Annotated in this window: 26 protein-coding genes; 4 read left to right on the top strand and 22 right to left on the bottom strand. The window is 47.0% G+C overall.

Annotated elements, in window-relative coordinates:
• Positions 1-17 precede the first annotated feature (17 nt).
• From fabD to AC2TF5_RS09440, 6 genes are all read right to left on the bottom strand, one after another.
• Positions 18-947, bottom strand: coding sequence for an ACP S-malonyltransferase (gene fabD, locus AC2TF5_RS09465; RefSeq protein ID WP_491301922.1), 930 nt, complete (start codon positions 945-947; stop codon positions 18-20).
• 34 nt (positions 948-981) lie between these two features.
• Positions 982-1,974 carry a beta-ketoacyl-ACP synthase III gene (locus tag AC2TF5_RS09460; protein WP_491301921.1) on the bottom strand — a complete coding sequence of 331 codons (993 nt, stop codon included), beginning with the start codon at positions 1,972-1,974 and terminating at the stop codon, positions 982-984.
• Positions 1,975-1,982: 8 nt separating this feature from the next.
• Positions 1,983-2,969 carry a phosphate acyltransferase PlsX gene (plsX, locus tag AC2TF5_RS09455; RefSeq protein ID WP_491301920.1) on the bottom strand — a complete coding sequence of 329 codons (987 nt, stop codon included), beginning with the start codon at positions 2,967-2,969 and terminating at the stop codon, positions 1,983-1,985.
• Between the two features lie 26 nt (positions 2,970-2,995).
• Positions 2,996-3,568, bottom strand: a complete 573-nt coding sequence (fapR, locus tag AC2TF5_RS09450; RefSeq protein WP_491302847.1) for a transcription factor FapR — start codon at positions 3,566-3,568, stop codon at positions 2,996-2,998.
• A gap of 171 nt (positions 3,569-3,739) precedes the next feature.
• Complete coding sequence (gene rpmF / locus AC2TF5_RS09445; protein ID WP_006211382.1) at positions 3,740-3,913, bottom strand: 50S ribosomal protein L32; 174 nt, start codon at positions 3,911-3,913, stop codon at positions 3,740-3,742.
• A 53-nt stretch (positions 3,914-3,966) separates the two neighbouring features.
• On the bottom strand, positions 3,967-4,476 hold the full coding sequence (locus tag AC2TF5_RS09440) for a YceD family protein (RefSeq protein WP_491301919.1): 510 nt from the start codon (positions 4,474-4,476) through the stop codon (positions 3,967-3,969).
• Positions 4,477-4,665: 189 nt separating this feature from the next.
• Between AC2TF5_RS09440 and AC2TF5_RS09435 the strand changes: the two genes are divergently transcribed.
• On the top strand, positions 4,666-5,901 hold the full coding sequence (locus AC2TF5_RS09435) for a nucleotidyltransferase (RefSeq protein ID WP_491301918.1): 1,236 nt from the start codon (positions 4,666-4,668) through the stop codon (positions 5,899-5,901).
• Here AC2TF5_RS09435 and AC2TF5_RS09430 read toward each other — a convergent pair.
• Positions 5,891-6,931: a SepM family pheromone-processing serine protease gene (locus AC2TF5_RS09430; RefSeq protein ID WP_491301917.1), complete on the bottom strand. Its 1,041-nt coding sequence runs from the start codon at positions 6,929-6,931 to the stop codon at positions 5,891-5,893. The genes AC2TF5_RS09435 and AC2TF5_RS09430 overlap by 11 nt on opposite strands.
• A gap of 116 nt (positions 6,932-7,047) precedes the next feature.
• Between AC2TF5_RS09430 and AC2TF5_RS09425 the strand changes: the two genes are divergently transcribed.
• Positions 7,048-8,271 (top strand): nucleoside recognition domain-containing protein, encoded by a 1,224-nt coding sequence (locus AC2TF5_RS09425; RefSeq protein ID WP_491301916.1) that lies wholly within the window; start codon positions 7,048-7,050, stop codon positions 8,269-8,271.
• Here AC2TF5_RS09425 and coaD read toward each other — a convergent pair.
• The 5 genes from coaD to AC2TF5_RS09400 form a co-directional block, all read right to left on the bottom strand.
• Entirely contained in the window at positions 8,249-8,764 is a 516-nt protein-coding gene (gene coaD / locus AC2TF5_RS09420) for a pantetheine-phosphate adenylyltransferase (RefSeq protein ID WP_491301915.1), read from the bottom strand. The genes AC2TF5_RS09425 and coaD overlap by 23 nt on opposite strands.
• 5 nt (positions 8,765-8,769) lie before the next feature.
• On the bottom strand, positions 8,770-9,360 hold the full coding sequence (gene rsmD, locus AC2TF5_RS09415; protein WP_491301914.1) for a 16S rRNA (guanine(966)-N(2))-methyltransferase RsmD: 591 nt from the start codon (positions 9,358-9,360) through the stop codon (positions 8,770-8,772).
• A gap of 220 nt (positions 9,361-9,580) precedes the next feature.
• On the bottom strand, positions 9,581-9,709 hold the full coding sequence (locus AC2TF5_RS09410; protein WP_491301913.1) for a hypothetical protein: 129 nt from the start codon (positions 9,707-9,709) through the stop codon (positions 9,581-9,583).
• Positions 9,710-10,515: 806 nt separating this feature from the next.
• A complete protein-coding gene (locus tag AC2TF5_RS09405; RefSeq protein WP_491301912.1) occupies positions 10,516-10,755 on the bottom strand; it encodes a helix-turn-helix domain-containing protein in 240 nt (79 codons plus the stop codon).
• 69 nt (positions 10,756-10,824) lie between these two features.
• Positions 10,825-11,415 carry an HD domain-containing protein gene (locus tag AC2TF5_RS09400; RefSeq protein WP_491301911.1) on the bottom strand — a complete coding sequence of 197 codons (591 nt, stop codon included), beginning with the start codon at positions 11,413-11,415 and terminating at the stop codon, positions 10,825-10,827.
• Between the two features lie 390 nt (positions 11,416-11,805).
• Here AC2TF5_RS09400 and AC2TF5_RS09395 point away from each other — a divergent pair, with 390 nt between their 5' ends.
• Positions 11,806-13,797, top strand: coding sequence for a GTP-binding protein (locus AC2TF5_RS09395; protein ID WP_491301910.1), 1,992 nt, complete (start codon positions 11,806-11,808; stop codon positions 13,795-13,797).
• A 24-nt stretch (positions 13,798-13,821) separates the two neighbouring features.
• Positions 13,822-14,493: a tetratricopeptide repeat protein gene (locus tag AC2TF5_RS09390; protein ID WP_491301909.1), complete on the top strand. Its 672-nt coding sequence runs from the start codon at positions 13,822-13,824 to the stop codon at positions 14,491-14,493.
• Between the two features lie 106 nt (positions 14,494-14,599).
• Here the strand turns inward: AC2TF5_RS09390 and AC2TF5_RS09385 are convergent, their stop codons facing one another.
• The 10 genes from AC2TF5_RS09385 to AC2TF5_RS09340 form a co-directional block, all read right to left on the bottom strand.
• Positions 14,600-15,235, bottom strand: coding sequence for a GDSL-type esterase/lipase family protein (locus AC2TF5_RS09385; protein WP_491301908.1), 636 nt, complete (start codon positions 15,233-15,235; stop codon positions 14,600-14,602).
• A 116-nt stretch (positions 15,236-15,351) separates the two neighbouring features.
• The gene (locus AC2TF5_RS09380) at positions 15,352-18,516 is read right to left on the bottom strand and encodes an MMPL family transporter (RefSeq protein WP_491301907.1); all 3,165 of its coding nucleotides are present in this window, start codon (positions 18,514-18,516) and stop codon (positions 15,352-15,354) included.
• On the bottom strand, positions 18,500-18,979 hold the full coding sequence (locus AC2TF5_RS09375; protein WP_491301906.1) for a MarR family winged helix-turn-helix transcriptional regulator: 480 nt from the start codon (positions 18,977-18,979) through the stop codon (positions 18,500-18,502). The genes AC2TF5_RS09380 and AC2TF5_RS09375 overlap by 17 nt, the downstream gene beginning before the upstream one ends.
• A 195-nt stretch (positions 18,980-19,174) precedes the next feature.
• The gene (ahpF, locus tag AC2TF5_RS09370) at positions 19,175-20,704 is read right to left on the bottom strand and encodes an alkyl hydroperoxide reductase subunit F (RefSeq protein WP_491301905.1); all 1,530 of its coding nucleotides are present in this window, start codon (positions 20,702-20,704) and stop codon (positions 19,175-19,177) included.
• An 11-nt stretch (positions 20,705-20,715) separates the two neighbouring features.
• On the bottom strand, positions 20,716-21,279 hold the full coding sequence (gene ahpC / locus AC2TF5_RS09365; protein ID WP_491301904.1) for an alkyl hydroperoxide reductase subunit C: 564 nt from the start codon (positions 21,277-21,279) through the stop codon (positions 20,716-20,718).
• 222 nt (positions 21,280-21,501) lie between these two features.
• Positions 21,502-21,930, bottom strand: a complete 429-nt coding sequence (locus tag AC2TF5_RS09360) for a GNAT family N-acetyltransferase (RefSeq protein WP_491301903.1) — start codon at positions 21,928-21,930, stop codon at positions 21,502-21,504.
• 39 nt (positions 21,931-21,969) lie between these two features.
• Complete coding sequence (locus AC2TF5_RS09355; protein ID WP_491301902.1) at positions 21,970-22,419, bottom strand: MarR family winged helix-turn-helix transcriptional regulator; 450 nt, start codon at positions 22,417-22,419, stop codon at positions 21,970-21,972.
• Between the two features lie 6 nt (positions 22,420-22,425).
• Complete coding sequence (gene rpiA / locus AC2TF5_RS09350; RefSeq protein WP_491301901.1) at positions 22,426-23,136, bottom strand: ribose-5-phosphate isomerase RpiA; 711 nt, start codon at positions 23,134-23,136, stop codon at positions 22,426-22,428.
• Positions 23,137-23,247: 111 nt separating this feature from the next.
• Positions 23,248-23,802, bottom strand: a complete 555-nt coding sequence (locus tag AC2TF5_RS09345) for an O-acetyl-ADP-ribose deacetylase (RefSeq protein WP_491301900.1) — start codon at positions 23,800-23,802, stop codon at positions 23,248-23,250.
• A gap of 74 nt (positions 23,803-23,876) precedes the next feature.
• The gene (locus tag AC2TF5_RS09340; RefSeq protein ID WP_491301899.1) at positions 23,877-24,338 is read right to left on the bottom strand and encodes a hypothetical protein; all 462 of its coding nucleotides are present in this window, start codon (positions 24,336-24,338) and stop codon (positions 23,877-23,879) included.
• Between the last annotated feature and the right edge of the window lie 111 nt (positions 24,339-24,449).

Genomic DNA, 24,449 nt, shown 5'->3' with positions numbered 1-24,449 from the left:
ACCTCTTGAACATGAACTTAAAGAGTCTCAAGCTCTTTAATGCTGCTTAGGCTGTTAATATTGATAAGCTTCACACTTTTATCAATTTTCTTAATTAATCCGGTAAGAACATTGCCTGGCCCGATCTCCACAAAGGTATCGACACCTTGACTGATCATCCATTCCACACTGTCGTGCCATAAAACCGGGGAATAGACCTGTTCCACCAGCAATTTCCGGATTTCTTCAACGTCGCTGACCGGAAGAGCAGTTACGTTGGCTACAACAGGCATAGCCGGAGCAGACAGCTTAACATCTTTCAGCTTCCCGGCGAGACGGTCAGCTGCTTCTTTCATCAGAGATGAGTGGAAAGGACCACTGACTTCCAGCGGAATAGCCCGCCTGCCACCTGCTTCTTTCACACGTTCTGCAGCAGCGCTCACACCTTCTGCGGAACCAGAAATGACGATCTGACCCGGACAGTTCATGTTAGCAAGCTCAACGGGTGCTCCAGCCTCTGAAATACTGCGGCACAGATTGCTTAACGCTTCACGGTCGGCTCCCAGGACAGCAGCCATAGCACCTTGTCCGCCTGGTACAGCTTGCTCCATGTACTCACCGCGTGCACGGACAATCACCACTGCCTCCTCTAAAGACAAAACTCCTGCAGCTACCAGTGCACTGTACTCACCAAGGCTGTGACCGGCCACATAATCGGGAGTGATGCCCTTTTCGCGGAAGGCCTCTAAATATGCCACGCTTGCAGCAAGAAGTGCTGGCTGTGTGTTGTAGGTTTGCTTCAGCTCCTGTTCGGGACCTTCAAATATAATAGAGCTAAGCGAAAATCCAAGACTTTCGTCGGCGGTTTCAATGACGCGCCGGGAAGAGGGAACCTCTTCAAACACATCTTTAGCCATACCTATCGACTGTGCACCCTGTCCGGGAAACACAAATGCTATTTTGCCCAAATGTACGGCTCCTCTCAGCTGATTAAATTTAACATTACCATTTAAGTACGGATGCTCCCCAAGTCAGACCCCCGCCAAAACCAACCATAACGACGGTATCGCCTTCCTTTATACGACCCTCTTCGCGAGCCTCTACTAGAGCCAGCGGAACGGAAGCTGCCGAGGTGTTGGCATACTTGTCTACATTGATCATAACTTTTTCATCCGGGAGATTTAAACGCTCCTTGGCGGATTGAATAATCCGGACATTTGCCTGGTGAGGAATAAACAGGTCGATATTTTCTTTGGTTACACCCGCTTTGGACAATACCGTCTCTGTTGCAGAGCTCATGACCCGAACAGCGAATTTGAACACTTCACGTCCGTTCATATAGATAAAATGCTTATTTGCTTGCAGTGTATCCGCTGAAGCTGGCAAGCGGGAGCCGCCTGCTTCGAGATACAAATGAGCGCCGCCAGCGCCCTCTGCTCCGAGGTCAAAGGCTTGGAAGCCGCGTCCTTGCGGCACTTCACCGAGAATGACTGCACCTGCACCGTCACCGAACAAAACGCAGGTATTGCGGTCTGTGTAATCTGTAATTCGGGACAGACAATCTGCGCCAATCACGAGCGCATTGTTGTACATTCCTGTCTGCAAGAAATTCGTTGCCGTCGCCAGCCCATAGACGAATCCTGAGCAGGCTGCCGACAAGTCAAACGCTGCCGCTTTTTTCGCGCCAAGACGATCTTGAAGCAGACAAGCCGTAGAAGGAAAAAACATGTCAGGCGTAACGGTAGCGACGATGATCAGGTCCAGGTCCTGACCGGTCATTCCAGCTGACTCCAATGCCTTTACAGCGGCTTCGTAGGCTAGATCCGAAGTCGCCTGATCCGGAGACGCGATATGCCGCTCCTTAATGCCTGTACGGGAGACGATCCACTCATCGCTCGTCTCCACCATTTTTTCCAAATCACTGTTCGTTAAAATTTTCTCAGGGACATATTTACCTGTACCAATAATACCAACCGGACGTAAATTGTTGTTCATATTCTCACTCACTTCCCGCTAATTTCGTTTGAAATACTTTCGACCAAACGATTTTGCATAGCTATTCGGGCTTGACGTACCGCATTTTTAATAGCGTTGCCGTCTGCTGAGCCGTGGCTCTTAACCACAAGACCGCTTAATCCAAGGAGAGGTGCCCCTCCATGCTCTTTATAATCCATGATTGACTTCAGGTTTCTTAACTGTGGCATCATCATGGCGGCTGCCAGTTTTGTCTTCAATGACTGACTGAACTGTTCCTTAAGCAGTGAGAACAGCGCGCCAGCGGTTCCTTCGATCGATTTCAACAGGATGTTTCCCGCAAATCCGTCGCAAACCAATACGTCGCAAACGCCGTTCATTACATCACGAGCCTCTACATTGCCAACAAAATGGATCGGCAGTTGTTCAAGCAGAGGGTATGCGTGCTTCGTCAATTCATTGCCTTTGCCTGGTTCCGTTCCGACATTCAGCAAGCCTACACGAGGTTTGGATACACCGTGAACCTTTTCACGGTACAAGCTTCCCATCAGTGCATACTGCTGCAGATGCTCAGGCTTAGAGTCCATATTCGCACCCAAATCCAATGCCAGTACACCTTTACCGTCCAATGTAGGAATCATTGGTGCCAGCGCAGGACGTTCAATACCCTGCATCCGTCCCACAACGAGCAATCCAGTTGTCATCAGTGCACCCGTATTTCCTGCCGAAATCATGGCTTCCGCTTCACCCTCACGGATCATTCTTCCGGCAACAACCATCGAGGCATCCTTCTTACGGCGCACTGCCTTAACGGGCTCGTCTTCCGCCTCAATGATCTCGCTCGCATGGCGCAATATCAGGTTCGAGGGCCGCTCCTTGAGAAACGGCTCCATTCGTCCCTGATCGCCGACAAGAATGATCTCGGTGTCTTTCCATTCCTGTGCTGCAGCTACCGCTCCTTCCACCGTACTCTGCGGAGCGTTGTCACCGCCCATGGCATCTATGGCAATTCTCATGTTGTATCCTCCTTTGCTTGGCTCTATTACTCTCCTGTCGACCGGTATACGATGAAATTACCCTGGAACACCATTTCATCACTGACATAAGTGAACACTTCAACTTTAGCCTTGTCCTTCTGGCCAGCGTTTGAACGCACATATGCTTTTGCAATACACTTCTCTCCAAGCCGAACCTGCCGTAAAAAACGGATATCCGCCGAGGAAGTGAGCGCAATTTCGTCATTGATAACGGCGACCGCCAAAGAATTAGCCTGAGCAAAAACATAATGCCCTCTCGCAATGAGTGTCTTGCTGAATACATGCTCATCCCGGATCTCAAATATCGATATGCCGCTCTTGTCCAACTGCAAATCCACCACATCACCGACCACCTCATCCAGTGACAGTGAACGGACCTGATCGTATGAGTGCTCCGCCATCTGTTTCATCCGCTCTCGAAGCTCAGGAATGCCGAGTTCCATCCGGTCGAGGCGAATCGTCTGTATGCTCACTTTAAGCTGGCGCGTCAGCTCACGGTCCGTGACAAAAGGGTTATCATCAATCAGCTGAATCAATCTCTGGTGCCGGTCTTTTTTAGTTAGACGTTCGATGATGATACAACTCCTTCTGCCGCAAAGGCGCCATTCTCATGATATATGTAAAAGTTAAACCTTAATATTAGAACCTGGTACTAATATGTAGTATAAATCATGTTAGAATAAAAAGAAAGGGGCAACCAGACAAAAAAAATAGCACCTCACCAGAGATGAAGTACTACTTGTTAAAAACTATTGTTTGATGATCTCTCTTGCTTTGTACGTTCCGCACACTTTACATACGCGGTGAGCAAGTTTCAATTCTCCGCACTGTTCGCATTTCACCATGCCTGGCACAGCCAGTTTAAAATGAGTACGACGCTTGTCACGACGTGTTTTGGACGTTCTACGTTGAGGTACTGCCATGTTCCCACCTCCTTATCAGTTCAACCCGCTTTCACGGGATGTCATATCCATCATCATTTAAAAAAGTCCTTCAGCCCGGCCAGCCTCGGGTCGATCACTTCTGTGTCGCAATCGCAGGAGTCCTCGTTCAGATCTTTACCACAGCTTGGGCAAAGTCCCTTACAATCCTCGCTGCAAACCGGGGCCAGCGGCAGATAGAGTACCAATGCTTCTTCCACATACTGAGCGAGATCCACACTCTCGCCTTTCACGTACGTGATGTCTTCATTTTCATCCTGAACATCGTCAGGATTCTCTACCGGCTGGAATACTTCATGAAAAGGGATGTCCAGTTGTTCAGTAACCGACTTAAGACAGCGAGAGCATTTAATCTCAAGCTGACCTTGTAACCGTCCACGAACGTCTACCGAGCCCGTGATGGATGGAGTCGCCTTTAGGTCCACTTCAAGCGGTGTTACGGCGATAATCTCCTTCCGGCCTTTAACAGCACGGCTTACATCCACGGTTTGATGGAACTGTAACGGTTGATCGCTGGTTGTCAATTTTCGAAATTGAATAAGCATATCCATCACTCCAAACAAACAAAGATTATTATACCGATTTATAGAGACTTTTGTCAACAGCATTTCCTGCAAGTTTCCACGCTGAACTTGTTATTACAGTATAGTACTGACATGGTCGCGTGCCTTCAATTATTCTTGCAGAACAATCAAAGAATTATGATATATTTTTAGCACAAGGAGTTGGTATTGGTGAAAACTGTTGGAATTATCGTGGAATACAACCCGCTGCACAACGGCCATGTGCTTCATTATACAAAATCCAAAGAAATAACGGGTGCCGAAGCCGTAGTTGCGGTCATGAGCGGCCCATTCCTGCAGCGCGGAGAACCTGCGCTCGTTAATAAGCGGGCTCGTACAGAAATGGCTTTACGAATGGGTGTTGATCTTGTCATCGAGCTGCCAACAACCTATGCTGTGCAGCCTGCAGAATGGTTCGCATATGGTGCTTGTGCTCTTCTGAATGCAACCGGGGTCGTGGACTGCCTTTCCTTCGGCTCTGAAAGCGGAACACTCCATGATATTCTTCCGCTTGCTGAAAGGCTTGCCGAGGAAAGCGGAGAGCTCCGTCAGGAAATTGCAGAGCGCATGTCGTCCGGGAGCAATTTTCCATCCGCATATGCCGCTGCAGCCGCAGCCGTAACCGGTGCCTCAGAAACATCCATACATACTTTAACACAACTGCTATCTCAGCCCAACAACTCGCTGGGTCTGCATTACTTGATAGCACTTAAACGACTCGGCAGCCAGATCGTTCCGTATACAATTCCACGGAACAGTGCGCAGTATCACGATTTAGTACCTGCTTCCCCATCCATTGCCAGCGCAACTTCCGTCCGGAAGCTGATTCTGGAGAACGGGCTTGAAGCATCCGCGCCGTATGTCCCAAGTTACACTCTCGACATTCTCCGCCGAGAAATCGAAGAAGGCCAAGGGCCAATTGACTGGGAAAGACTCCGTCAGCCGATGTTTCATGCTCTTTTTACACAAGATGTCGCAAAGCTGGAGTTGTATCACGAGGTTACCGAAGGTTTGGAGCACCGGATTCATCGGCTTCTCCCCCAACTTGCGGAGCCAACCGTGGAATCTTTGCTGGACGCGTTAAAGACTAAACGCTATACCCGAACTAAGCTGCAGCGTATGCTTCTGCACATTTTGCTTCATCACAACAAATCCGAGATGACTCGTGAGCAGCTCGAAGAAGGACCGGGCTATATCCGTGTCCTCGGATTCAGCACAACAGGACGAGCTCTGCTTAAGGAAATGAAAAAGACGGCCTCACTCCCAGTAATCATAAGACCGTCCACCTTCAATCATCCCCATCTGGCACGGGATCTCGAAGCGGCAGCCATATATGCTAACGCATGCCCGAAACCCTCCGTATCAGCGATGTTCAGCGATTATTTTCTGCCTCCGGTTACCCTTTAGGAGGCAGATTGTTCATATAATCAACCGCATCCTGCAGCTTGTCAACCGGGATCAGTTTCATGGCGGTACCGATACGGTCCGCTTTGGCCTTCGCTTCGTCGTAATTTTTACGCGGAACGAAGAATAACTCAGCCCCTTCACGATCGGCTGCCACGATTTTGTGCTTCGCTCCGCCAATCGGGCCTACCGTTCCCTCTTTATTAATCGTTCCGGTACCAGCCACTCGGTAGCCTTTGGTCAAATCACCTGGTGTGAGCTGATTGTAAATTTCCATCGTAAACATAAGCCCGGCCGAAGGTCCGCCAATCTTAGTGTCGGCAAAGGTGATGCGGTTATTCGGATTTTCCGGTTCGATCGTCTGCATCGTAGCGATCATAACGCCTAATCCAGGCCGCTCGGCACCCGTATTGTCATCCTTGATCGGTACCAGTTTCACTTGTGTGGATACAGGTTTACCTCCCCGCTCCAACTTTACTTCCACCGATTCTCCGACCTTTTTCGCCGACATCAGCTCTGCCAGCTTCGCGTTGTCTGAAGTCGGTTCCCCATCTACAGACAACAACTTGTCACCGGGGTGGAAATGCTCCTTATTTGCGGAATCTTTCGGAACCGAAATGACAAACATGTAAGCCGGGATAATGCTGTAATCAATACCAGCCGCATAATAAGCTGCTTCCATCGCTAGAGACTGGGAGGAATTCATGTAATACACCTGGGTAGCTGCATACTCCTCTTTACTTTGGTTGCCAAGCTTTTCTTCTTTTTGTACCACTTCCGCATTTGAATTAAACGCAGCCATAATCAGCAGTGCCGTATTAGCATAACTCGCCGAGACCGTTGTTAGCATAAAAGTACCCTCTTCAGCTGAGTCACCTTTTTCAACAGAAATCATCGGTCTTATTTCCTCAGCGCTTCCCGGCTGATACACCAAGTAAGGTGTGGGCATATACACAACCACATACAGCAAAATTCCAACAAGCACAAGATATAAAAGCGCTCTTAATCCACTTGGTTTAACGGTTTTTTTCATGGTTTTCCCTTCCCTCTGGCATGTCTCTCGCCACTCCTGACACCGCATATGGTCTGACGGTTGTCTCCTCTGCATAAAGTGGTACTAGCCATGTTTACGCGGAGAGGAGAATCCTTATGAATAAAGGTAATGCCGTCAACCGGTCTTCCAGCCTGTGGACCACCATTCTTCTCGGAGCCGCAGCTTTTCTACTGGTACTGGCTGTCATCAGCGCTCCTGAATCTGCATTTCAAGCCTCTCTCCAAGCTTTAAAGCTGTGGTGGAACATTGTATTCCCCGCCCTGCTCCCTTTTCTTGTCCTTGTAGAGATTATTATTGCCTATGGCTGGGCTCACGGTATCGGTAATCTTCTAGATCCCTTAATGCGAAAAATTTTCAAAGTGTCAGGTAGCGGGGGCGCAGTACTGATTACCGGAATGATTGCAGGCTTCCCAGCAGGGTCCCAAGTTTCCGCCAGTATGGTGAAACAAGGAGATCTCGATGCCCAAGAAGCCGGAAGGCTCGCCGCTCTATCGCATTTCTGCAACCCGATGACCATCATGGTCGTGATCGGTACCGGACTCCTTCATCAGCCTGTGGCCGGATATTTCCTACTCGCTGTTCACTGGTCGGCCGGTTTGCTGGCAGCGTGGACATACTCACGCAAGCGGATGAGTCTGAGGCGAGCCCAACTTGAACACCCCGCCGGATCAAATAAAGTCATAGAACAGTCAAAAAACGCCTCATTGCTGTTTCGTTCGGCAAATGCAGCTTCCGAGGCACGTATGCGTGATGGACGCAGCTTCGGCAAGCTGCTTGGTGAATCCGTTACACGCTCGGTCCAAACGCTATTGATGACCGGCGGTTTTATAATGATTTTTGCGGTCATCGTTAAAGTATTGTCCGCTTATTTGTTTCCATATGCTCCTTCCTATACTGCAGGCCTGCTGGAAATTCATATTGGAGCCCAGACCATCAGTGAAGGCACATTTTCTTCCTCTTCAATTCAATTGGCTATTCTGTCAGCCATGCTCGCATGGAGCGGTATCAGTGCACACCTTCAGAGCCTTTCGGCTCTTACGGCAGGCAGCACGAAATGGACGGTATTCGCTGGAAAAAGACTTCTGCATGCAGCTTACGCCTTCTGCCTTGCTATCATCTTTTGGAAACCCGTCGGTTCCATTACTTCCGCAGTGCTTCCGGCATTCGGTGTTGTACCGCAAGAACCGCTGCAAGATGAGCACATATTTAACCTATGGAGCGGTTTTCATGTAGTTCTGAAGTGGCAAATTTTAACAGCCCTTATCTTAATGTGCTTATTTTGGATTGGCTCCCGGTTTATTTCCCGACATTCCCGTTAAACTTCTGACGGAGCGCCTTATCAACCTCCGGGCTCACCAAATCGGTCGTGTCCCCGTTGAAGTGAGCAATTTCTTTTACAAGGCTGGAGCTGAGATAGGAATACTTCGGATTGGTCATCATGAATATCGTTTCTGCGTCAGGATTCAGCTTGTGGTTCGTGGATGCCATCGTCAGCTCGTATTCAAAATCAGTAACCGACCGGATTCCGCGTACAATAACTTGGGCATTTTTATCACGGACATAGTTAGCAAGCAAATCCCGGAAGCCGTCCACCTCCACATTCGGCAAATGCGATGTGACTTGGCTGAGCAATTCCTTTCGTTCCTCTAAGGTAAAGAGGGGGTTTTTGCTTAAGTTGTTAAGCACGGCTACGATCAAATGATCGAACTGTTTAGAAGCTCTTGTAATAATATCCATATGCCCCATCGTTACAGGATCAAAGCTGCCTGGATAAACGGCAACGCGATATGTACTTTTCTGCTGTCTTTTCATTGATGTTATTCCTCCTCGCCGGACTTCTCCGGCTTACTTTCAAGTTCTTCATACTCATATATTGATACGGTGGTCTCACCATATTTGGCTGTTCGCAAATGGCAGAAGCCGCTAATTTCCTCGGGATACGAATAGCTTGACTCGTACTCCAGCACCAATAAGGCTCCTGCACTTAGCAGCCCCCGGGTTGCCATCTCAGTCATCAGTACATCACCGTTTTTCATTCGGTAAGGAGGATCCAGGAACACGAGGTCGAAGATATTCTTCCTCTTTTCCAATGCTTTTATTGCCCTTCCCGCTTCATTACGATATATTTCAGCATCTAATTCAAAGCCTGTCGATTTCAGGTTAGCCTTGATCGTATCAATGCTCTTCGGTTCCATATCGATAAATACAGCCCGCTCCATTCCCCGGCTCAGCGCCTCAATTCCAAGCCCGCCTGTACCGGCAAACAAATCCAGAACGGTCCCTCCATCAAAATACGGACCAATCATGCTGAAGATCGCTTCTTTCACTTTATCCGTCGTCGGACGGGTACCCATACCAGGCACGCTTTTCAGCGGCCTGCCCTTGGCACTTCCCGCTACTACTCTCACTGCAACTATCACCCGTTCTATGTCCAAATGTTAAATGCCGACAAGCAGAAACGACTTCGTCGTCCCTCTCAAAGGACAACGGCGCTTCTGCGAGAAAGATAAGCCAAGTATAAGTGAATTCTTATAATTGCTTATATTTTGAAAAAAGGCATTTTATGAGATTATCGTAACACAATCACCCCGCATATGAAAAATGAATCATAACCTTCTTCAAATTTTTTCAATAAACAGGTATATTTCCACCTATGAGGGGCATCCTTGAACTATCGACATCAACGTATGTCGTAGACAACCGCGGAGAAGACTTACGTTTCCCCATAAGCTCTTCGTCCGGTTTCTCCTCTCCCATGATGGAACCTCCTCGGAGGTTCCTGAACAAAAGCCCTGTAGAGTCAAGACTTTTACAGGGCTTTTGTTCTTTTTTTATCTTAGGGGTAAGAACTGTATAGAAGGCTTTATGTATTAGGATTTTAGATGAAATGATTGCTATAGCTACTCAAGTAACGTGATGTGATAAGTAATGTTGTATGTAATACAACACTGGAGAATCAGAATGTCTGAACCTACTGATATTGTTGTAGATTCTACAACAATCCCTTCTGGAAAGAGGTAAATAAATGATCTCCTCTCCTACTTATTGTATTGAATACAACAATTCGTCCTTCGCCACTTTATAACGGAATAAAATTGCACTTTATACAACACTGACTTAAATCCTGTTGGATGATATGAGCAGTCACTTTCCACGTATGGGGGTTCATTCAAGTTCATATAGGTTTTCCATATGTGTATCAATGATTAAAGCAATAAAACCCAGCCTATATGGCAGGGTTTTATATCGACGGTCTCTACTCGTCACAGTTTGGCCCGCTTCGTCTATCGTGGGCCAGTATCAAGGATTAGATAAATGCGCGTTGCCTTTTCCCTCAAAACGAACTAGGCGAGCGCCTTTTGATCATAAGATTGATGAATTCGCCTATCAGCTTTAGCACCGACGTAACTCAAAGAAGACAGACCGCTCTTAACAGTAGTTTTTCTTGCGAGATGAGGCTGCTGTTTACTCCGAAGTTTATACTTTCTTATCTCATAAAAAAAAGCGTGCCGATATATTCATCGGACGCGCTGATCCATATAAGAGTCTATATATCTGCATACTTACTTTACCGCTTCATTCACAGAAGGCTCGTCAGATAACTCAGAACGTCTGCGCCGATCGATGAGCCCTTCTTCTCCATGTTCCCGATATTTCCGCATCCACACCTTCAGCCGACCGATGTCAGATATCTCCAAGGCTTCTGCAACTTCTTTTTTTGTCATTCCATTCAGCCGCATGGCGACTGCCTTCTTTTTAGTCTCCAGACTGTAATATTGAAAAATCTGTCCCTTTTTCGCCATTGATATCACCTCTACCGATATATATCGGTTTAATCAGACGTTTTTTCAATATATGTTGTACGTTTACAATTAGGGCAGCAAATATCCTCTGCGTACCGCGTCTTCGATCAGCTCTTTCGCCCACTCGCAAATGCCAGGCACGGAGGAAGATATAGATTCGATTCGCGACAATACTTGTATGGAGGTCACGCCATGTTCGCGCCATGATTTCCCTTCAGTCGCATAATTGTGAAGCAAAGGCTGAAGCCGGTCCATCGCACAGGCGAATTGTGCATCCCAAGAGGAGCCTTCCTCAAATTCGAGCCACAACGCCATCATGTCCTTACCCTGATCTTCAGGCAAAATACTGAATATACGCTCCGCTGCGGCTCGTTCACGCTCAAACTTCCCCACACTTCCCTGAATGTCATACGCAAAAGTATCACCCGCATCAATTTCCACCAGATCATGGATCAGCAGCATTCGAAGAACACGCAGAAGATCCGGTTTGATTCCTACAGCATGCTCCTCAAGCACTGCTGCCATTAGCGCAATATGCCAAGTATGCTCCGCATCGTTCTCCCGTCTTGTACCGTCGGTAATATACGATTGTCTAACGATATTTTTCAGCTTATCCACTTCACGAATAAAATCCAGTTGTCTTAAAAAACGTTCATTCATGCTTGATTCCCCCTAAATTGTCTTACTTCCTTCCATATAACCTAAGCATACTTAAAAACAAAAGGCAGTCCAGAAAAATCATTTTCTATTCTGCCTAATGATTCTTTACGTTCCTTCTGGAGATTCATCATGCTGCTGAGAACAATAATAAGTGTGATATACTTATTTAGTATATTAAAGTGCGTGTTCAAAAAGGTCGGTTTTCAGCACCGAGAAGCTTGGATAAAGCTAGGGACTGAGGAGCGGAGCGTACGTTTTGGGTACGTGAGCACCGGAAGGACCGGCTGAATTCAAGATTCGATGCCGAGCCCACTTCCTGATTCACTTCGTGATCAAAAGCGGACTTTTTGAACTACCTCTTAAAACAACAATTCGTAGGAGCCTAAACAGATGCACAAGACCCCGATTCGTAATGTTGGTATCTTCGCTCATGTCGATGCCGGAAAGACGACAACCACCGAACATTTACTGTTTTGCAGCGGAGCTATACGCAAACTGGGCAGCGTTAATGATGGTACCGCCCAAACCGACCGGTTGGAGGTGGAACGCGAACGGGGCATATCGGTAAAATCCGCCTCAGCCTCGCTAGAATGGAACGGCACAAGGCTCAATCTGATCGATACACCAGGACACGTCGACTTTCTGTCCGAGGTGGAGCGGCCGCTCAGGGTCATGGATGGTGCTGTACTTATCATCTCTGCAGCCGAAGGTATTCAATCCCAGACCGAAACCGTCTGGCAGACCTTGCGTTCGCTCGGGATTCCAACCTTACTCTACATTAACAAAATGGATCGGACAGGTGTCGACACCAAGAGTCTGATGGATGAAATCCGGCGTGTACTCTCCCCTGACATCTTTCCTGTAAACTTACCACATGGTGAAGGAGAAACTTTTCATAGCGTCTCCTCTATCTGGAGCGATAGTGACAGCAGCAACCCTGCTGTCGAAGCCAGCCTGCATTATGCAGCGGAGCTGGCTGCCGGACTCGACGAAGACCTGCTCGAGCGTTACGTTGAACACGGTACTCTTGCGAAAGAGGACATTCGAAATAAACTTAAAGAATATACCCTTATTGGTCAATCCTTTCCTGTCTGTTTCGGTGCTTCTCAACGAGGCATCGGTATCCGTGAACTGCTGAATCATATGACCGAATACCTGCCGGAAGCCGGCGGCAATGAAGGTGCTGAGCTGTCGGGCGTCGTATTTAAAATCGAGCGTGACGCAAATATGGGCCGGACTGCATATGTACGCCTCTATAACGGTGTTTTGAAAAACCGCGACTCCCTCTTTAACTCCACCAGAAACATTACCGAGAAAATCACCCAGATCCGCAAGATGGATAGCGGTGGTAAGCTAGTAGACACCGGCCAGGCGGCAGCAGGCGACATTGCGGCTGTATATGGCCTGGTACAGACCCGGATTGGAGATATCCTCGGAAATACGGAAGGCGTTCCCATCTCCCCTGAGATGGCGGTTCCGCTACTAACGGTACAGGTCCGAAGCAAGGATGCTTCACGGTATCAGGAATTAGCAGAAGCACTTCAGGAGCTTACTGATGAAGATCCGCTGCTGGATTTTCAGTGGATGCCGGTTGAACGTGAGCTTCATTTAAAAGTGATGGGAACCATTCAGTTGGAGATATTAGAAAACATACTTCTGAACCGGTACCATCTTGAGGTCGTCTTCGATCCGCCTTCGGTCATTTACAAAGAAACACTGGCTTCAACAGCCCAAGGTTTTGTCGCTTATACGATGCCGAAACCTTGCTGGGCAGTGCTACGCTTCGACATGGAACCCCTTCCCCGCGGCAGCGGTCTAGAGTACAGTTCCATTGTCCGGAATGAGAATCTTCTCCAGAGTTATCAGAATGAGGTCGCAAGACGAGTACCGGAAGCCCTTCGCCAAGGACTATTCGGCTGGGAAGTAACCGATCTTAAGATCACACTCGTAGAAGGCGAGCATCATGTGTGGCATACACATCCACTCGATTTTGTCATTGCCACACCGATGGCTGTGATGAACGGGCTTGCAGCTTCAGGAACCGTACTGCTTGAACCTATGCTCCGCTTCCGGCTGACTGTGCCTGAGGAGAATGGTGGACGTATGCTCAGCGACCTTGTCCAAATGAGAGCCACGTTCGACAGCCCGGTCATCTCCGGAGGCCGCTGTATCGTTGAGGGGGTTGTACCAGCAGCCGAATCACTCGATTTCCCTATTCAAGTTCGCTCTATAACCGGCGGACGGGGCGTGTGGACTACTTCATTTGCCGGCTATGAACAATGTCCGACCGGAAGTAACGTCACACGCGAACGCCGAGGTGTCAATCCGCTGGACCAGTCCCATTTTATTCTCAGCATGCGGAATGCTTTATCCAATGTATAAACAATTTCTAGATGGAGGATAAGAATGGGTAATTTTATTGGATTTCTTTTATTATGGAGAATTTTGGGCAACCCGGTCGTAGCTATACTAGTCATACTTCTTATCGTTTATTTATTGGACCGCCGATTTGTCGGATTGTTCCCAAGCTTCACCCGCCCTTTCAAACGGATGCGCGGTATCTCCAAACTTCGTACTGTAATTGCGAACAGTCCAAGTGATGTAACTTCACGGCACGAGCTCGCTAGACTGCTCATCGAACGCCGCAAATACAAGGAAGCTTTGGAGCTACTTGAATCCATTCATGCCAGCTCTGAAGATTCCGCGGAATATTGGGATGATCTGGGGACCTGTCACCTGAACACCGGGAACATTCCGCAAGGTGAGCAATATATTTTAAAAGCACTCGAGATGAATCCCAGAGTAAAATACGGAAGGCCTTATTTAAGGTTGGCGGGGGCATATAAAACCAGTGATCGTGAAAAAGCAATCACCTACGTTCAACAATTTCAAGCTGCACATTCGTCCTCCAGCGAGGCTTATTACTTACTCGGATCCATGTACAAGGATCTTGGAAGAAACGAAGAAGCGAAACAGGCCTTCAAGGAATCCGTGGAAGTGTACAAGTCATTGCCAAAGTATAAGAAGCGCCAGGAACGGAATTGGGCTGTTCAAAGCCTTCTAAAAAGCATCTTATAAATCCGCATGGATAGATTTTTTACTAATTCAAAAAACCGGCACCTTCAAGGTTCAAGGAGCCGGTTTTTCTTATGCAATAATGCGGTGACGCGCCGTGTACTTACCCCTACTTTAAAGGCTTGTACCCAAGCTGGTTCAGCTGCTCTGCAATAACACGATGTCCTTTCGTGCTTGGATGTACGCCATCAATAGAGAGCATCTCTTGCTCCCGGCCTAAAAACCGGGAATATACATCGGCTACACGAAAATAACCCCCATCTCCGAGTCCCATCAAGTACCTGTTAAAGCGTGTAACATATTCTGCTGCCTCTCCCCAGGAAGGATACGGATTGTACAAGCCAACTACCCTAATCATGTATGGCTGTCTGCTGCCTGTCTTTAATTTACGAATGGTGCCGAGACTGCCGGACATATTTTGCTGACAACGAATTAGAGCTATATCCAGCTTCGATTTGTCCAGTTGACCTCCTGACGACTTTACAGCACGGATCAGATCATTCCCTCCAATAGAGATGGTAATGATATTCGCTTCTTTTAAACTACTCCGAAACCTTGGATCTCTCATCACCCGTTCATATAGCTCCTCTGAGGTTAACCCGTTGATCCCCAAATTGTCATAAGCTACAAACTGCTGAAGATGTATCTCGGACATCCGCCTGTATAACGGCACAAAACCGCTGCCAGGTACAGCCCCAATCCCGAAGGTCAGAGAGTCGCCAACAGCGGTATAATGGTACACCACCCTATTCACCTCCCCCCCTACTCATGATAGATATCATATGATTGATCCGCGGTATCCGAAACGGGAAATAGCCTCGTTTGAAACGGAAAACCTTGGCAGGGAGGAAAAATTGGGAGTTACATATTTATGCTTTGATGATGATCGTCAGACTGTGATTTAGCCCCGCTAAAAGGCCACCAATTGCCTTTACCGAACATTTTAACCATTACGGGTACAAAGAACGGCAGGAACACCAATGCGTAGAGCACAAGACCGGTTAGTACAACCGTTGCTATCTGCATCATAGACAGGACGCCTGATGGATACATGGCTGCAAAAGTACCGCCCAGGATCAAGACTGCTGATAAGATAACCGTACCCATGTTTCTCATAGCATGGAGTATTGCATCCTGCACATTCATCGTTTTGTTCTCGTTAAAGCGGTCCATCAAGAAGATGCTGTAGTCCACACCAAGTGCAGTAAGCATCACGAATCCGAAGAAAGGAGTCGCCCAGCTTACGCCTGAATATCCCAATAGATCAACAAAAACAAATTCGGTTACTCCAAGTGACACATAATACGTAATGATCAGTGAGAATAAAAGATAGATCGGCATAATGATGGAGCGTAGCAAAACGATCAAAATCAGCAAAATGCCCGTCATCATCAGGATAACTGTCCGGTTATAATCCTCATCCGAAATCATTTTCAAATCCGCAAATGTGCTAGTTACACCGCTGATCGCCTGTTCAGCATTTTCTAGCTTCGTGCCTTTTACTGCACGGTCCACTGCATCTTCTATATCCTTCACACGGTCCAACGTATCAGCAGCGTAAGGATTTCCTTCAAAAATAACATCAATAGTCATGATTTTCCGATCAGGGGACAAATAATTGTCAAAGGCCCGCTGCATATCCTTATGGCCCAGCGCCTCTTGCGGAATGAAAAATCCACTCAATTCTTTGTCGGGTGCTGCTTGAATTTGCACAAGATAATCTTGTGCTGTATCCAGTCCTCCACTAATCTTCGCAAGTCCATCGACACTTTGATTCAGGCCATCTGTCAGCTGAGAAATCTGGCCTGACAATTGGCCAAAACCTTCCTGGATCTGCTCCTGTCCTCCTTGCAGCTGCTCCATACCTAATTGAATCGAAGGAAGTTTGCCGACAACTTGGCCTTGGCCGCTTGCCGCTTGATCAAGCCCTTTCTGCAATGCGCTCATGCCGGAAATCAATTGGTCGAAGCCCTTGGCAAGTTCCTGTTGACCGGATGCCGCAGCTGCAAAGCCTTCATTGGCTTTATTCAATCCGTCTGCTGCTTGTTTAGTCTGCTGCTGCATCTGAGTCAGCCCTGCAGCAAGCTGAGACGTCCCTTTACTTACCTCGCCGACAGTACCGCGAATCGTTAAGTAATCCTTATCCTGAAGGAGATCCGGCCTAGATGTCTCCAAACGTTCAAAGGAAGCCTCCAGCCCGTTAAGGGCTCCGACAACACCGCTAAGATGCTCTTGAATTTCAGTCATCGCTGTGCTTAAAGCACTGACTCCCTGAGCTGCCTGCCGGTAACCTTTAAGCAGCTCATTATTGGCGATCGCAAGCTGCTGAGCGCTCTTTTTAGCCGTTTGGAGGGCTTTCTTCAGCTCGCCAGCTCCAGCAGAACCGCTCTGTATGCCGTTCTGAATTTGCTTGAGTGCATTCCCAAGCCCCCCAATGCCCTGCTTGAGTTCAGCAGTACCTTGTGTCAGCTTGCTACTGCTTTCTGCCGCTTCCCTCAGTTTAGGCTCATTTTGACTTAACTGTCGGCTGGCCTCGGATAGCCCCTTTTGAATTTCAGATAAACCGTCTGTCGTCTGCTTCAGCCCTTCATTCAAGGTACCAACCTGTTCGGAGATCTGGAAATCCTGGATTTCATCTCCGGCCGGACGAGACAAACTTCTCACAGAATCCACGCCGTTCACCTTCAGCAGTTCACGGGATATTTTTTCTGTCAAAGCCATATATTCGCCTGTATCCATTCGGTCATCATTTTTGATGACGAGCGTCGTCGGCATGGATTGACCCGCCCCGAAGCCCGCCTCTATGAGATTAAAACCTTTAACAGATTCGTAATCTTCGCTTATTTCTTCCATGCTGTTAAACGACAGCTGCCCATTATACGTCACCAGGAAAGGTATGCAAATGAGGGCAACAATAAGCAGCGCTGCCCATGGGCGCTTCAGTGAAAAAGAACCTGCAAGGCCCCATACCCGACTCTCTTTATGCTCCAATGAGCCTTTTGAAGGCCAGAACAGTTTGTTACCGAGCACCACCATAAAGAAAGGTACGATCGTAAATAGCGCTGCCAGCATGACCGCGATGCCGACTGCCACTGCTACCGCAGACTGAAAAAGGATAAACTGCGACAAGCCGATGGACAGGAACCCGATAAAAACGGCAAGACCAGAAAAGAACACGGTTTTACCAGCTGTTCGATACGTCTCCACGATCGCTGAAGCGATATCTTCCTGACGCATCAACTCTTCCTTGTATCGACTGATCAACAGGATACAATAGTCTGTACCGATCCCAAACATGACCGCAACCATAAAGATTTGCGTAAAGGTTGACAGCGGAAAGTCGATCGTGTCAACCAGAAAGGCCACGACGGACTGCGATACCAAATAACTGATACCTACCGTCAGCAAAGGAATGAACGGAGCAACGAAAGAGCGGAACACAGCAAATAAAATCACAAGAATAAATATAATGGTTATGTATTCCGTCTTCTTGAGTCCGTCTTGCGAGCCCTGAATCGTATCTTCATTAATCAGTTCATTACCAGTAAGAAAATATTCCACTCCGATATCGCCAAGTGTTTCATGGACTTTCGTTCTCAGCTCTTTAACCGGCATCTTATTTGTGTCAGCTGAGACTGCGATCATAACGGTCTTGCCATCTTTGGATATCATCTTGCCTTCAAGAGCAGGTTCGTCAAAAGGATTCATAATCGTATCAATCCCTAATACATCCTGCAGTGCCTTCAAGTCGGAAACAGCTTTCTTAACCTTACTTTTTCCTTCTTCACCTAAATCGTTTGAGTCGTAAAAAACCATGGCGGATTGAACCAGATTTTCTCCACCCTTGGCTGCATTCATGTCTTTCAATATTTGGGCTGCTCGGGTTGAGGAGTATCCGTCCGGAACGGACAGCTGACCTTTTTCCCGGACTAGATCACCCATCGACGGAGCAGTAAACAGCAATAAAACAGCAGCAGCCAACCATAATACGATGATAGCCCATCTGGCCTTAAGTACCGTTTTCATTCTCTTGTTCCCCTCCGTGTTCCTGCATCAGTCTGGCCAGCTTTTCATACAGTGTTATAAAGTGCTCTACTTCACCTTCGTCAAAATGGGTCAAATACGATGACACGATTGACTGCACCTGAAGCTCAGCCTGTTGATACACACTGCGACCATGTTCCGTCAGTGTCAAATAGACCACTCTTCGATCCTCTTCATCCCGCGCTCTCTCAATCCAGTTCCGCTCCACCAATCTGTTGACAATCGCCGTAATTGAGCTTTTGCCCACAAATAAAAATTCCGCCAAATAAGTAGATGTGCATCGTTCGTTACTGTGGATCAGACCCATCACTTGATGCTGCTCTCGCGTCAGCTCAACGCCGATCCCTTCACGGGTATCCGAAAGTATTCGTCTGCTCACCATCATATCCGCCTCGATATAACGTTTGATCCAGCTCTCAGCATGTTTTAGATCGATGTAGCTCACCCCTGTCCTATTTAGTTCACCAATAAAACTATTTCACAATAAAACTATATCCATCCGTGGTTTAATTGTCAAATTTTTGTATTATTCCAATAACTTGTCTGGACATAACAATAGCCCCCACTTGTGAAAAGTGAGGGCTATTGTTCATTAACCTATCAAGAGGTGTTAAGTACTAACTCATAATCGCAATATCGATTAATTCCGGATCAGATAATCGAAAGCACCTAAAGCCGCCGTAGCACCAGATCCCATAGAAATGATGATCTGTTTATATGGACTATTCGTACAATCGCCGGCAGCAAACACTCCAGGTACATTTGTAGCACCATGGCTGTTTACGACGATCTCACCAGAGCGAGTGCGTTCAACCGTGTCGCCTAACCAATCGGTATTTGGTACAAGACCGATCTGTACGAAGACACCCTGCAATTCAACATGGTGAGTTTCGCCTGTTCCACGATCGACATAAGAGATACCATTGACCTTGTCATTTCCGGTAATTTCTTTGGTTTGCACATTCTTGAGCACCGTAACGTTAGGTAGGCTGTAAAGACGATCTTGGAGCACTGCATCAGCTTTGAGCTCTGGTGCAAACTCTAGAACCGTTACATGTTTTACAATACCTGCAAGATCAATCGCTGCCTCAACCCCAGAATTACCGCCACCAACAACCGCAACGTCTTTACCTGTAAACAAAGGACCGTCACAATGCGGGCAATAAGCTACCCCTTTGTTCTTGAACTCTAATTCACCAGGTACACCGATATTCCGCCAACGCGCTCCTGTCGATACGATTACCGTCTTGCTCTTTAGAACAGCACCGTTTTCGAGTTCGATTTCAATGAAATCTTTCTTTTCCAAACGCTTGGCACGCTGCAATTTCATAACATCGATGTTGTATTCTTTCACTTGCTCTTCAATACTAGCTACGAGCTTAGGACCTTCCGTATATTTGACACTGATAAAGTTCTCAATGCCCAAAGTGTCATTGACCTGACCGCCAAAGCGTTCAGCAACAATACCTGTACGGATCCCTTTACGTGCCGCATAAATCGCTGCGCTTGCACCTGCCGGACCGCCGCCAACAACAAGCACATCATATGGGTCCTTATTGTCAAACTCTGATGCGTCCGGAGCAGTACCTAGCTTAGCAAGAATTTCTTCAACCGTCATACGACCGCTTCCGAAAAATTCACCATTGAGGTAAACGCTTGGCACAGCCATAACATCCTTGCTCTCTATCTCTTCTTTGAATACCGCACCGTCAATCATCGTATGAGAGATGCCAGGATTGAAGATACTCATCAAGTTCAGAGCTTGTACAACATCAGGGCAATTATGGCAGCTCAGGCTGATATAAGATTCAAAGTTATATTCGCCACGAATACTTTTGATTTGATCAATTACGCTTTGCTCGACCTTTGGAGGTCTTCCGCTAACCTGCAATAGAGCCAGTACTAATGAAGTAAACTCATGACCGAGCGGTGTTCCAGCAAAGGTTACTCCCGTGTCTTCACCCACACGATTTACGCTAAAGCTTGGTGTTCTAGATAATTGTGTGTTTTCCACAGTTATCTTAGCAGACATGCCGGCAATCTCATCAACCAGTGCAAGCATCTCTTGAGATGCCTCATCGGAGCCTGCACTGACTTTGAGCACAACATCGCCTTCCAAAAGCTGGAGATATTGTTCTAGTTGATTTTTTATTTCTTGATCTAGTGTCATTTTATCACACCTTAAATTTTGCCTACGAGATCGAGGCTCGGTTTAAGTGTTTCTCCACCTTCCTGCCATTTCGCTGGGCAAACTTCACCCGGGTTGTTACGAACATACTGTGCAGCTTTGATCTTGTTAACAAGAGCACTTGCATCACGGCCGATGCCTCCAGCAGTAATCTCAACAGTTTGGATAACACCATCTGGATCAATGATGAACGTACCGCGATCTGCAAGACCATCAGCTTCGATCAGTACATCAAAGTTGCGAGAGATCACATGGGAAGGATCACCGATCATAATGTACTCAACCTTGCCAATAGCAGGGGAGCTCTCATGCCATGCTTTATGTGTAAAATGAGTATCTGTAGAAACAGAATATACTTCAACGCCGAGTTTCTTCAAAGTTTCGTATTGGTTCTGCAAATCTTCGAGCTCAGTAGGGCAAACAAATGTAAAGTCAGCTGGGTAGAAGCAAACAACACTCCATTTACCTCTGAAATTTTCTTCTGTAACTCCGATAAATTTACCATTGTGAAATGCGGATGCTTTGAATGGTAGTACTTCTGTTCCGATTAGTGACATGTTTATATCTCCTTTAGTTATATTTTTATTAGTAGTATACTCAATTCAATTCGAATATACTTTATAATAATTATTATTAGATAATTAATAAAATATGTCAAGCGTATTTTACTAATTATAATAAGAACTCTTTGAGTTAATTATACCTTTTCACAAAAACTACAATAAAAAGGCCACCCAAGGATGAATCCTCAAGAGCAGCCTGCTTTTAAAACACATATGTTATTCTTCTTCCTCTTCCACATCATATACGCAGCGGAAACGTTCAACCCCAGGGTACAGCTCTCCAAGACTGTAAATCTCAAATCCGATGCTGCGGTAAAAGCCCACAGATTCCTCATCGGTCTCTGCAATAACACGCGTAGGCTTTTCTTGCAGCAGCAGTTCCAGAATCATGCCCCGGCCGTAATCCTTACCTCTGTTTTCCGGTGTTACTGCAATGTGCTTGATAGTCATTTCATCTACTACCTTGTGGACACCAATAATGCCTACAAGCACGCCTTCTTCCTCATATCCGTATAATTCCAGTCCATTAGGTTTACGGTAAGCTTCTACCGCTTGATCCAGCCTCTCCGGATCCGGAAAGACGGAGTAAGCAAGCAATTCCTTAACCTCCAGATCCTCCAGACGGGAAGAAATTTGTTTTATCATCGTCATATCTCCATTTCCAAGTAGTATCTCAAACTCATCTCACTGCAATTCCTGTGCGGTAATACCGAGCTTCCTGAGTAGAGCTGACGCCTGCAGCTTCTCTTCATCCGTTAGGCCGCTTACCGCGTGCGCAATCTTCTCTTTATGTACGGAGAAAATACGTTCAAATTGCTCCTTGCCCTCATCAGTTAATTCAGCGTAAATAACACGGCGATCCTCTGCCGATGCTCTTCTGATGAGCAAATTCTTTTTTTGCAGCTTGTCCACCACATACGTAATATTTCCACTAGAAATGAGTACCTTCTCGCCAATTTTTTGCAGTGGCTGCGATCCTTTGTGATACAGCACATCCAGTACACCAAATTCTGTTGAGTTGAGCCCGTGACTTTGGATACTCCGGTTAGAGTGAGCCATCACGGAGTTATATGCCCGTGAAAGTACTACTAATAAGTATAATGACAAATCTTCATGTTCCTGATTATCAGACATGCTTTTTTAACCTCCGAAATCATTTATCCCGAGTTGTTTTTTGTTGTTGCTGTCCATGACATCCACAGCCCCGTCGCTACGCCCGATAAAAGCTATGTCTGCCATACCGATGAACAAGCCATGTTCTACAACACCCGGAATTCCCCTCAATTGCTGCTCCAGCTGTTCTGGAGAGTTTATTATACCAAATCCACAATCAGCTATGTAATTACCGTTATCCGTTACATACAAGTTCCCCGTTTCTTCCAGCCGAAGCTGCACGCTGCAGCCCAATCTCTCCAATGCAGCGTAAGTCCACTCCCTCGCAAAAGGTACAATCTCAACGGGCAGCGGAAAGTTCCCTAATGAAGTAACTGACTTACTCTCATCGGCCACAATCAGAAGACGATCACTGTGGAAGGCGGTAATTTTCTCTCGAAGCAGAGCACCTCCGCCACCCTTGATCAAGCGAAGCTCTGGATCGAGCTCATCCGCGCCATCAATCGTGAGATCGAGTCTACCGATATGGTGCAGGGGACTTAGTGTAATTCCATGCTCAACTGCCAGCTTTTCCGAAGCCTTAGACGTAGCAACCGCTTTAATGGATAGCCCTTCCTTTACACGTTCTCCGATTCGGACGATCGCCCAATAGGCAGTAGATCCGGTACCGAGTCCAACCTTCATACCATCCTGAATATATTCAACTGCTTTTTCTGCGGCATTCTTTTTCATATTCATGCTGTTCTTTCTCCTTTGTCTGTTAAAGAATATCGTTTCTGGAGGTATGTTAGCAATTTTAAACGGGGCTGCGCTCCGCAAGCCCCGTAATAACGTTACAGACAGAGACTGTTAAGCATAGTGTTCCAACCACTGAACATACAAATTCGCATTGTCCGATTCAAAACATACAAAGTCAATCTGCTCGAGTCGGTTATCCTGCGAATCTTCTCTAAGAAATTCAGTGACCGCTTTCAAAGCAACATCACAAGCGGGCGATTTGGGATATCCGTAAATACCGGTGCTAATATTGGGAAACGCAATGCTTCGTGCTCCCACTTCATTCGCCAGTTGCAAACTGCTCCGGTAACAATCCGCCAAGGTTTGTGCTTCACCACGGCCTCCGCCTTCCCAAATTGGACCGACGGTATGGATAACATGCTTGGCATCCAAATTCCCTGCCCCCGTAATGACTGCGTGACCTGGAGGACATCCCCCCTGGAGCTTTCGAATTTCCTTGCACTGCTCCATAATTTCAGGACCGCCTATCCGGTGAATGCCTCTGTCAACACCGTTACCGCCCAAAAGGCCGGAATTCGCTGCGTTTACGATAATGTCACCCTTCCAAGCCGTAATATCGCCTGATAATACGGAGATCAGTGTCTTTCCGATGGTTATCGTTTTCATTCGGAAATCTCCTTTCGGCCTTGTTCCTGTTCATTACCCCGTCAGAGGAGAGGTTGACTCTATCCGCAGCATTGTTATTTTAACAGTTCCTCTTCTGTTTGACTTGCAGCCAGTTCTGAACGATTGGCAGCTTCAGAGAGTCGATCCGCCATTCGTATTTCATCCTCACTCTGCAAAGCTTCCACTTCCGAACGATAACCGATAAACGTTCCTCTTTGATGAGCCTGAATCATATGTCTCATCATTATCATCCCTGCCTCTTCTAATTTCAAATCCCCACTGCTTTCGTGAGTAACTCTGCACAAAACAGCCTTCATTATTCCGTTCAAGTCACGGTATTCCATGATCCCAAGCGGCACCATAGTCCTTCGGTCCTCTTCGGTTAATTCCCTCGTCATATAAAGTGTATATTCAGAGGAAGGCACTGAAATGTATGTAGCCTGCTTCTTTTCGGCAATCATTTTTGAATTCCGAAAAGCTAAATATCCTGCCACAGCAAACAACAACAGACATACCGTGATTCCAACCTTTAGCATTAAATCCCCCCCTTAATGAATGCAGCTTCAACCTAAAGCTTTATAGTCATGTGAATATCTTTCGATTCAGTTCGTATAGCTCCGGATCCTTCTCTTCCATCAGTAGAAGAT

The organism is Paenibacillus sp. JNUCC 34, assembly GCF_058269055.1.
This window is presented reverse-complemented; position numbering and strand designations above follow the sequence as displayed.

Coding starts and splice junctions, on each gene's coding strand:
- rpmF (WP_006211382.1), bottom strand. CDS start 3,913: ATGGCAGTACCTCAACGTAGAACGTCCAAAACACGTCGTGACAAGCGT.
- AC2TF5_RS09340 (WP_491301899.1), bottom strand. CDS start 24,338: ATGCTAAAGGTTGGAATCACGGTATGTCTGTTGTTGTTTGCTGTGGCA.
- ahpC (WP_491301904.1), bottom strand. CDS start 21,279: ATGTCACTAATCGGAACAGAAGTACTACCATTCAAAGCATCCGCATTT.
- AC2TF5_RS09425 (WP_491301916.1), top strand. CDS start 7,048: ATGAATAAAGGTAATGCCGTCAACCGGTCTTCCAGCCTGTGGACCACC.
- AC2TF5_RS09405 (WP_491301912.1), bottom strand. CDS start 10,755: ATGGCGAAAAAGGGACAGATTTTTCAATATTACAGTCTGGAGACTAAA.
- AC2TF5_RS09410 (WP_491301913.1), bottom strand. CDS start 9,709: ATGGGAGAGGAGAAACCGGACGAAGAGCTTATGGGGAAACGTAAGTCT.
- AC2TF5_RS09390 (WP_491301909.1), top strand. CDS start 13,822: ATGGGTAATTTTATTGGATTTCTTTTATTATGGAGAATTTTGGGCAAC.
- AC2TF5_RS09440 (WP_491301919.1), bottom strand. CDS start 4,476: ATGCTTATTCAATTTCGAAAATTGACAACCAGCGATCAACCGTTACAG.
- AC2TF5_RS09460 (WP_491301921.1), bottom strand. CDS start 1,974: ATGAACAACAATTTACGTCCGGTTGGTATTATTGGTACAGGTAAATAT.
- coaD (WP_491301915.1), bottom strand. CDS start 8,764: ATGAAAAGACAGCAGAAAAGTACATATCGCGTTGCCGTTTATCCAGGC.
- AC2TF5_RS09355 (WP_491301902.1), bottom strand. CDS start 22,419: ATGTCTGATAATCAGGAACATGAAGATTTGTCATTATACTTATTAGTA.
- AC2TF5_RS09430 (WP_491301917.1), bottom strand. CDS start 6,931: ATGAAAAAAACCGTTAAACCAAGTGGATTAAGAGCGCTTTTATATCTT.
- rpiA (WP_491301901.1), bottom strand. CDS start 23,136: ATGAATATGAAAAAGAATGCCGCAGAAAAAGCAGTTGAATATATTCAG.
- ahpF (WP_491301905.1), bottom strand. CDS start 20,704: ATGACACTAGATCAAGAAATAAAAAATCAACTAGAACAATATCTCCAG.
- AC2TF5_RS09380 (WP_491301907.1), bottom strand. CDS start 18,516: ATGAAAACGGTACTTAAGGCCAGATGGGCTATCATCGTATTATGGTTG.
- AC2TF5_RS09345 (WP_491301900.1), bottom strand. CDS start 23,802: ATGAAAACGATAACCATCGGAAAGACACTGATCTCCGTATTATCAGGC.
- AC2TF5_RS09360 (WP_491301903.1), bottom strand. CDS start 21,930: ATGATAAAACAAATTTCTTCCCGTCTGGAGGATCTGGAGGTTAAGGAA.
- plsX (WP_491301920.1), bottom strand. CDS start 2,969: ATGAGAATTGCCATAGATGCCATGGGCGGTGACAACGCTCCGCAGAGT.
- AC2TF5_RS09395 (WP_491301910.1), top strand. CDS start 11,806: ATGCACAAGACCCCGATTCGTAATGTTGGTATCTTCGCTCATGTCGAT.
- AC2TF5_RS09400 (WP_491301911.1), bottom strand. CDS start 11,415: ATGAATGAACGTTTTTTAAGACAACTGGATTTTATTCGTGAAGTGGAT.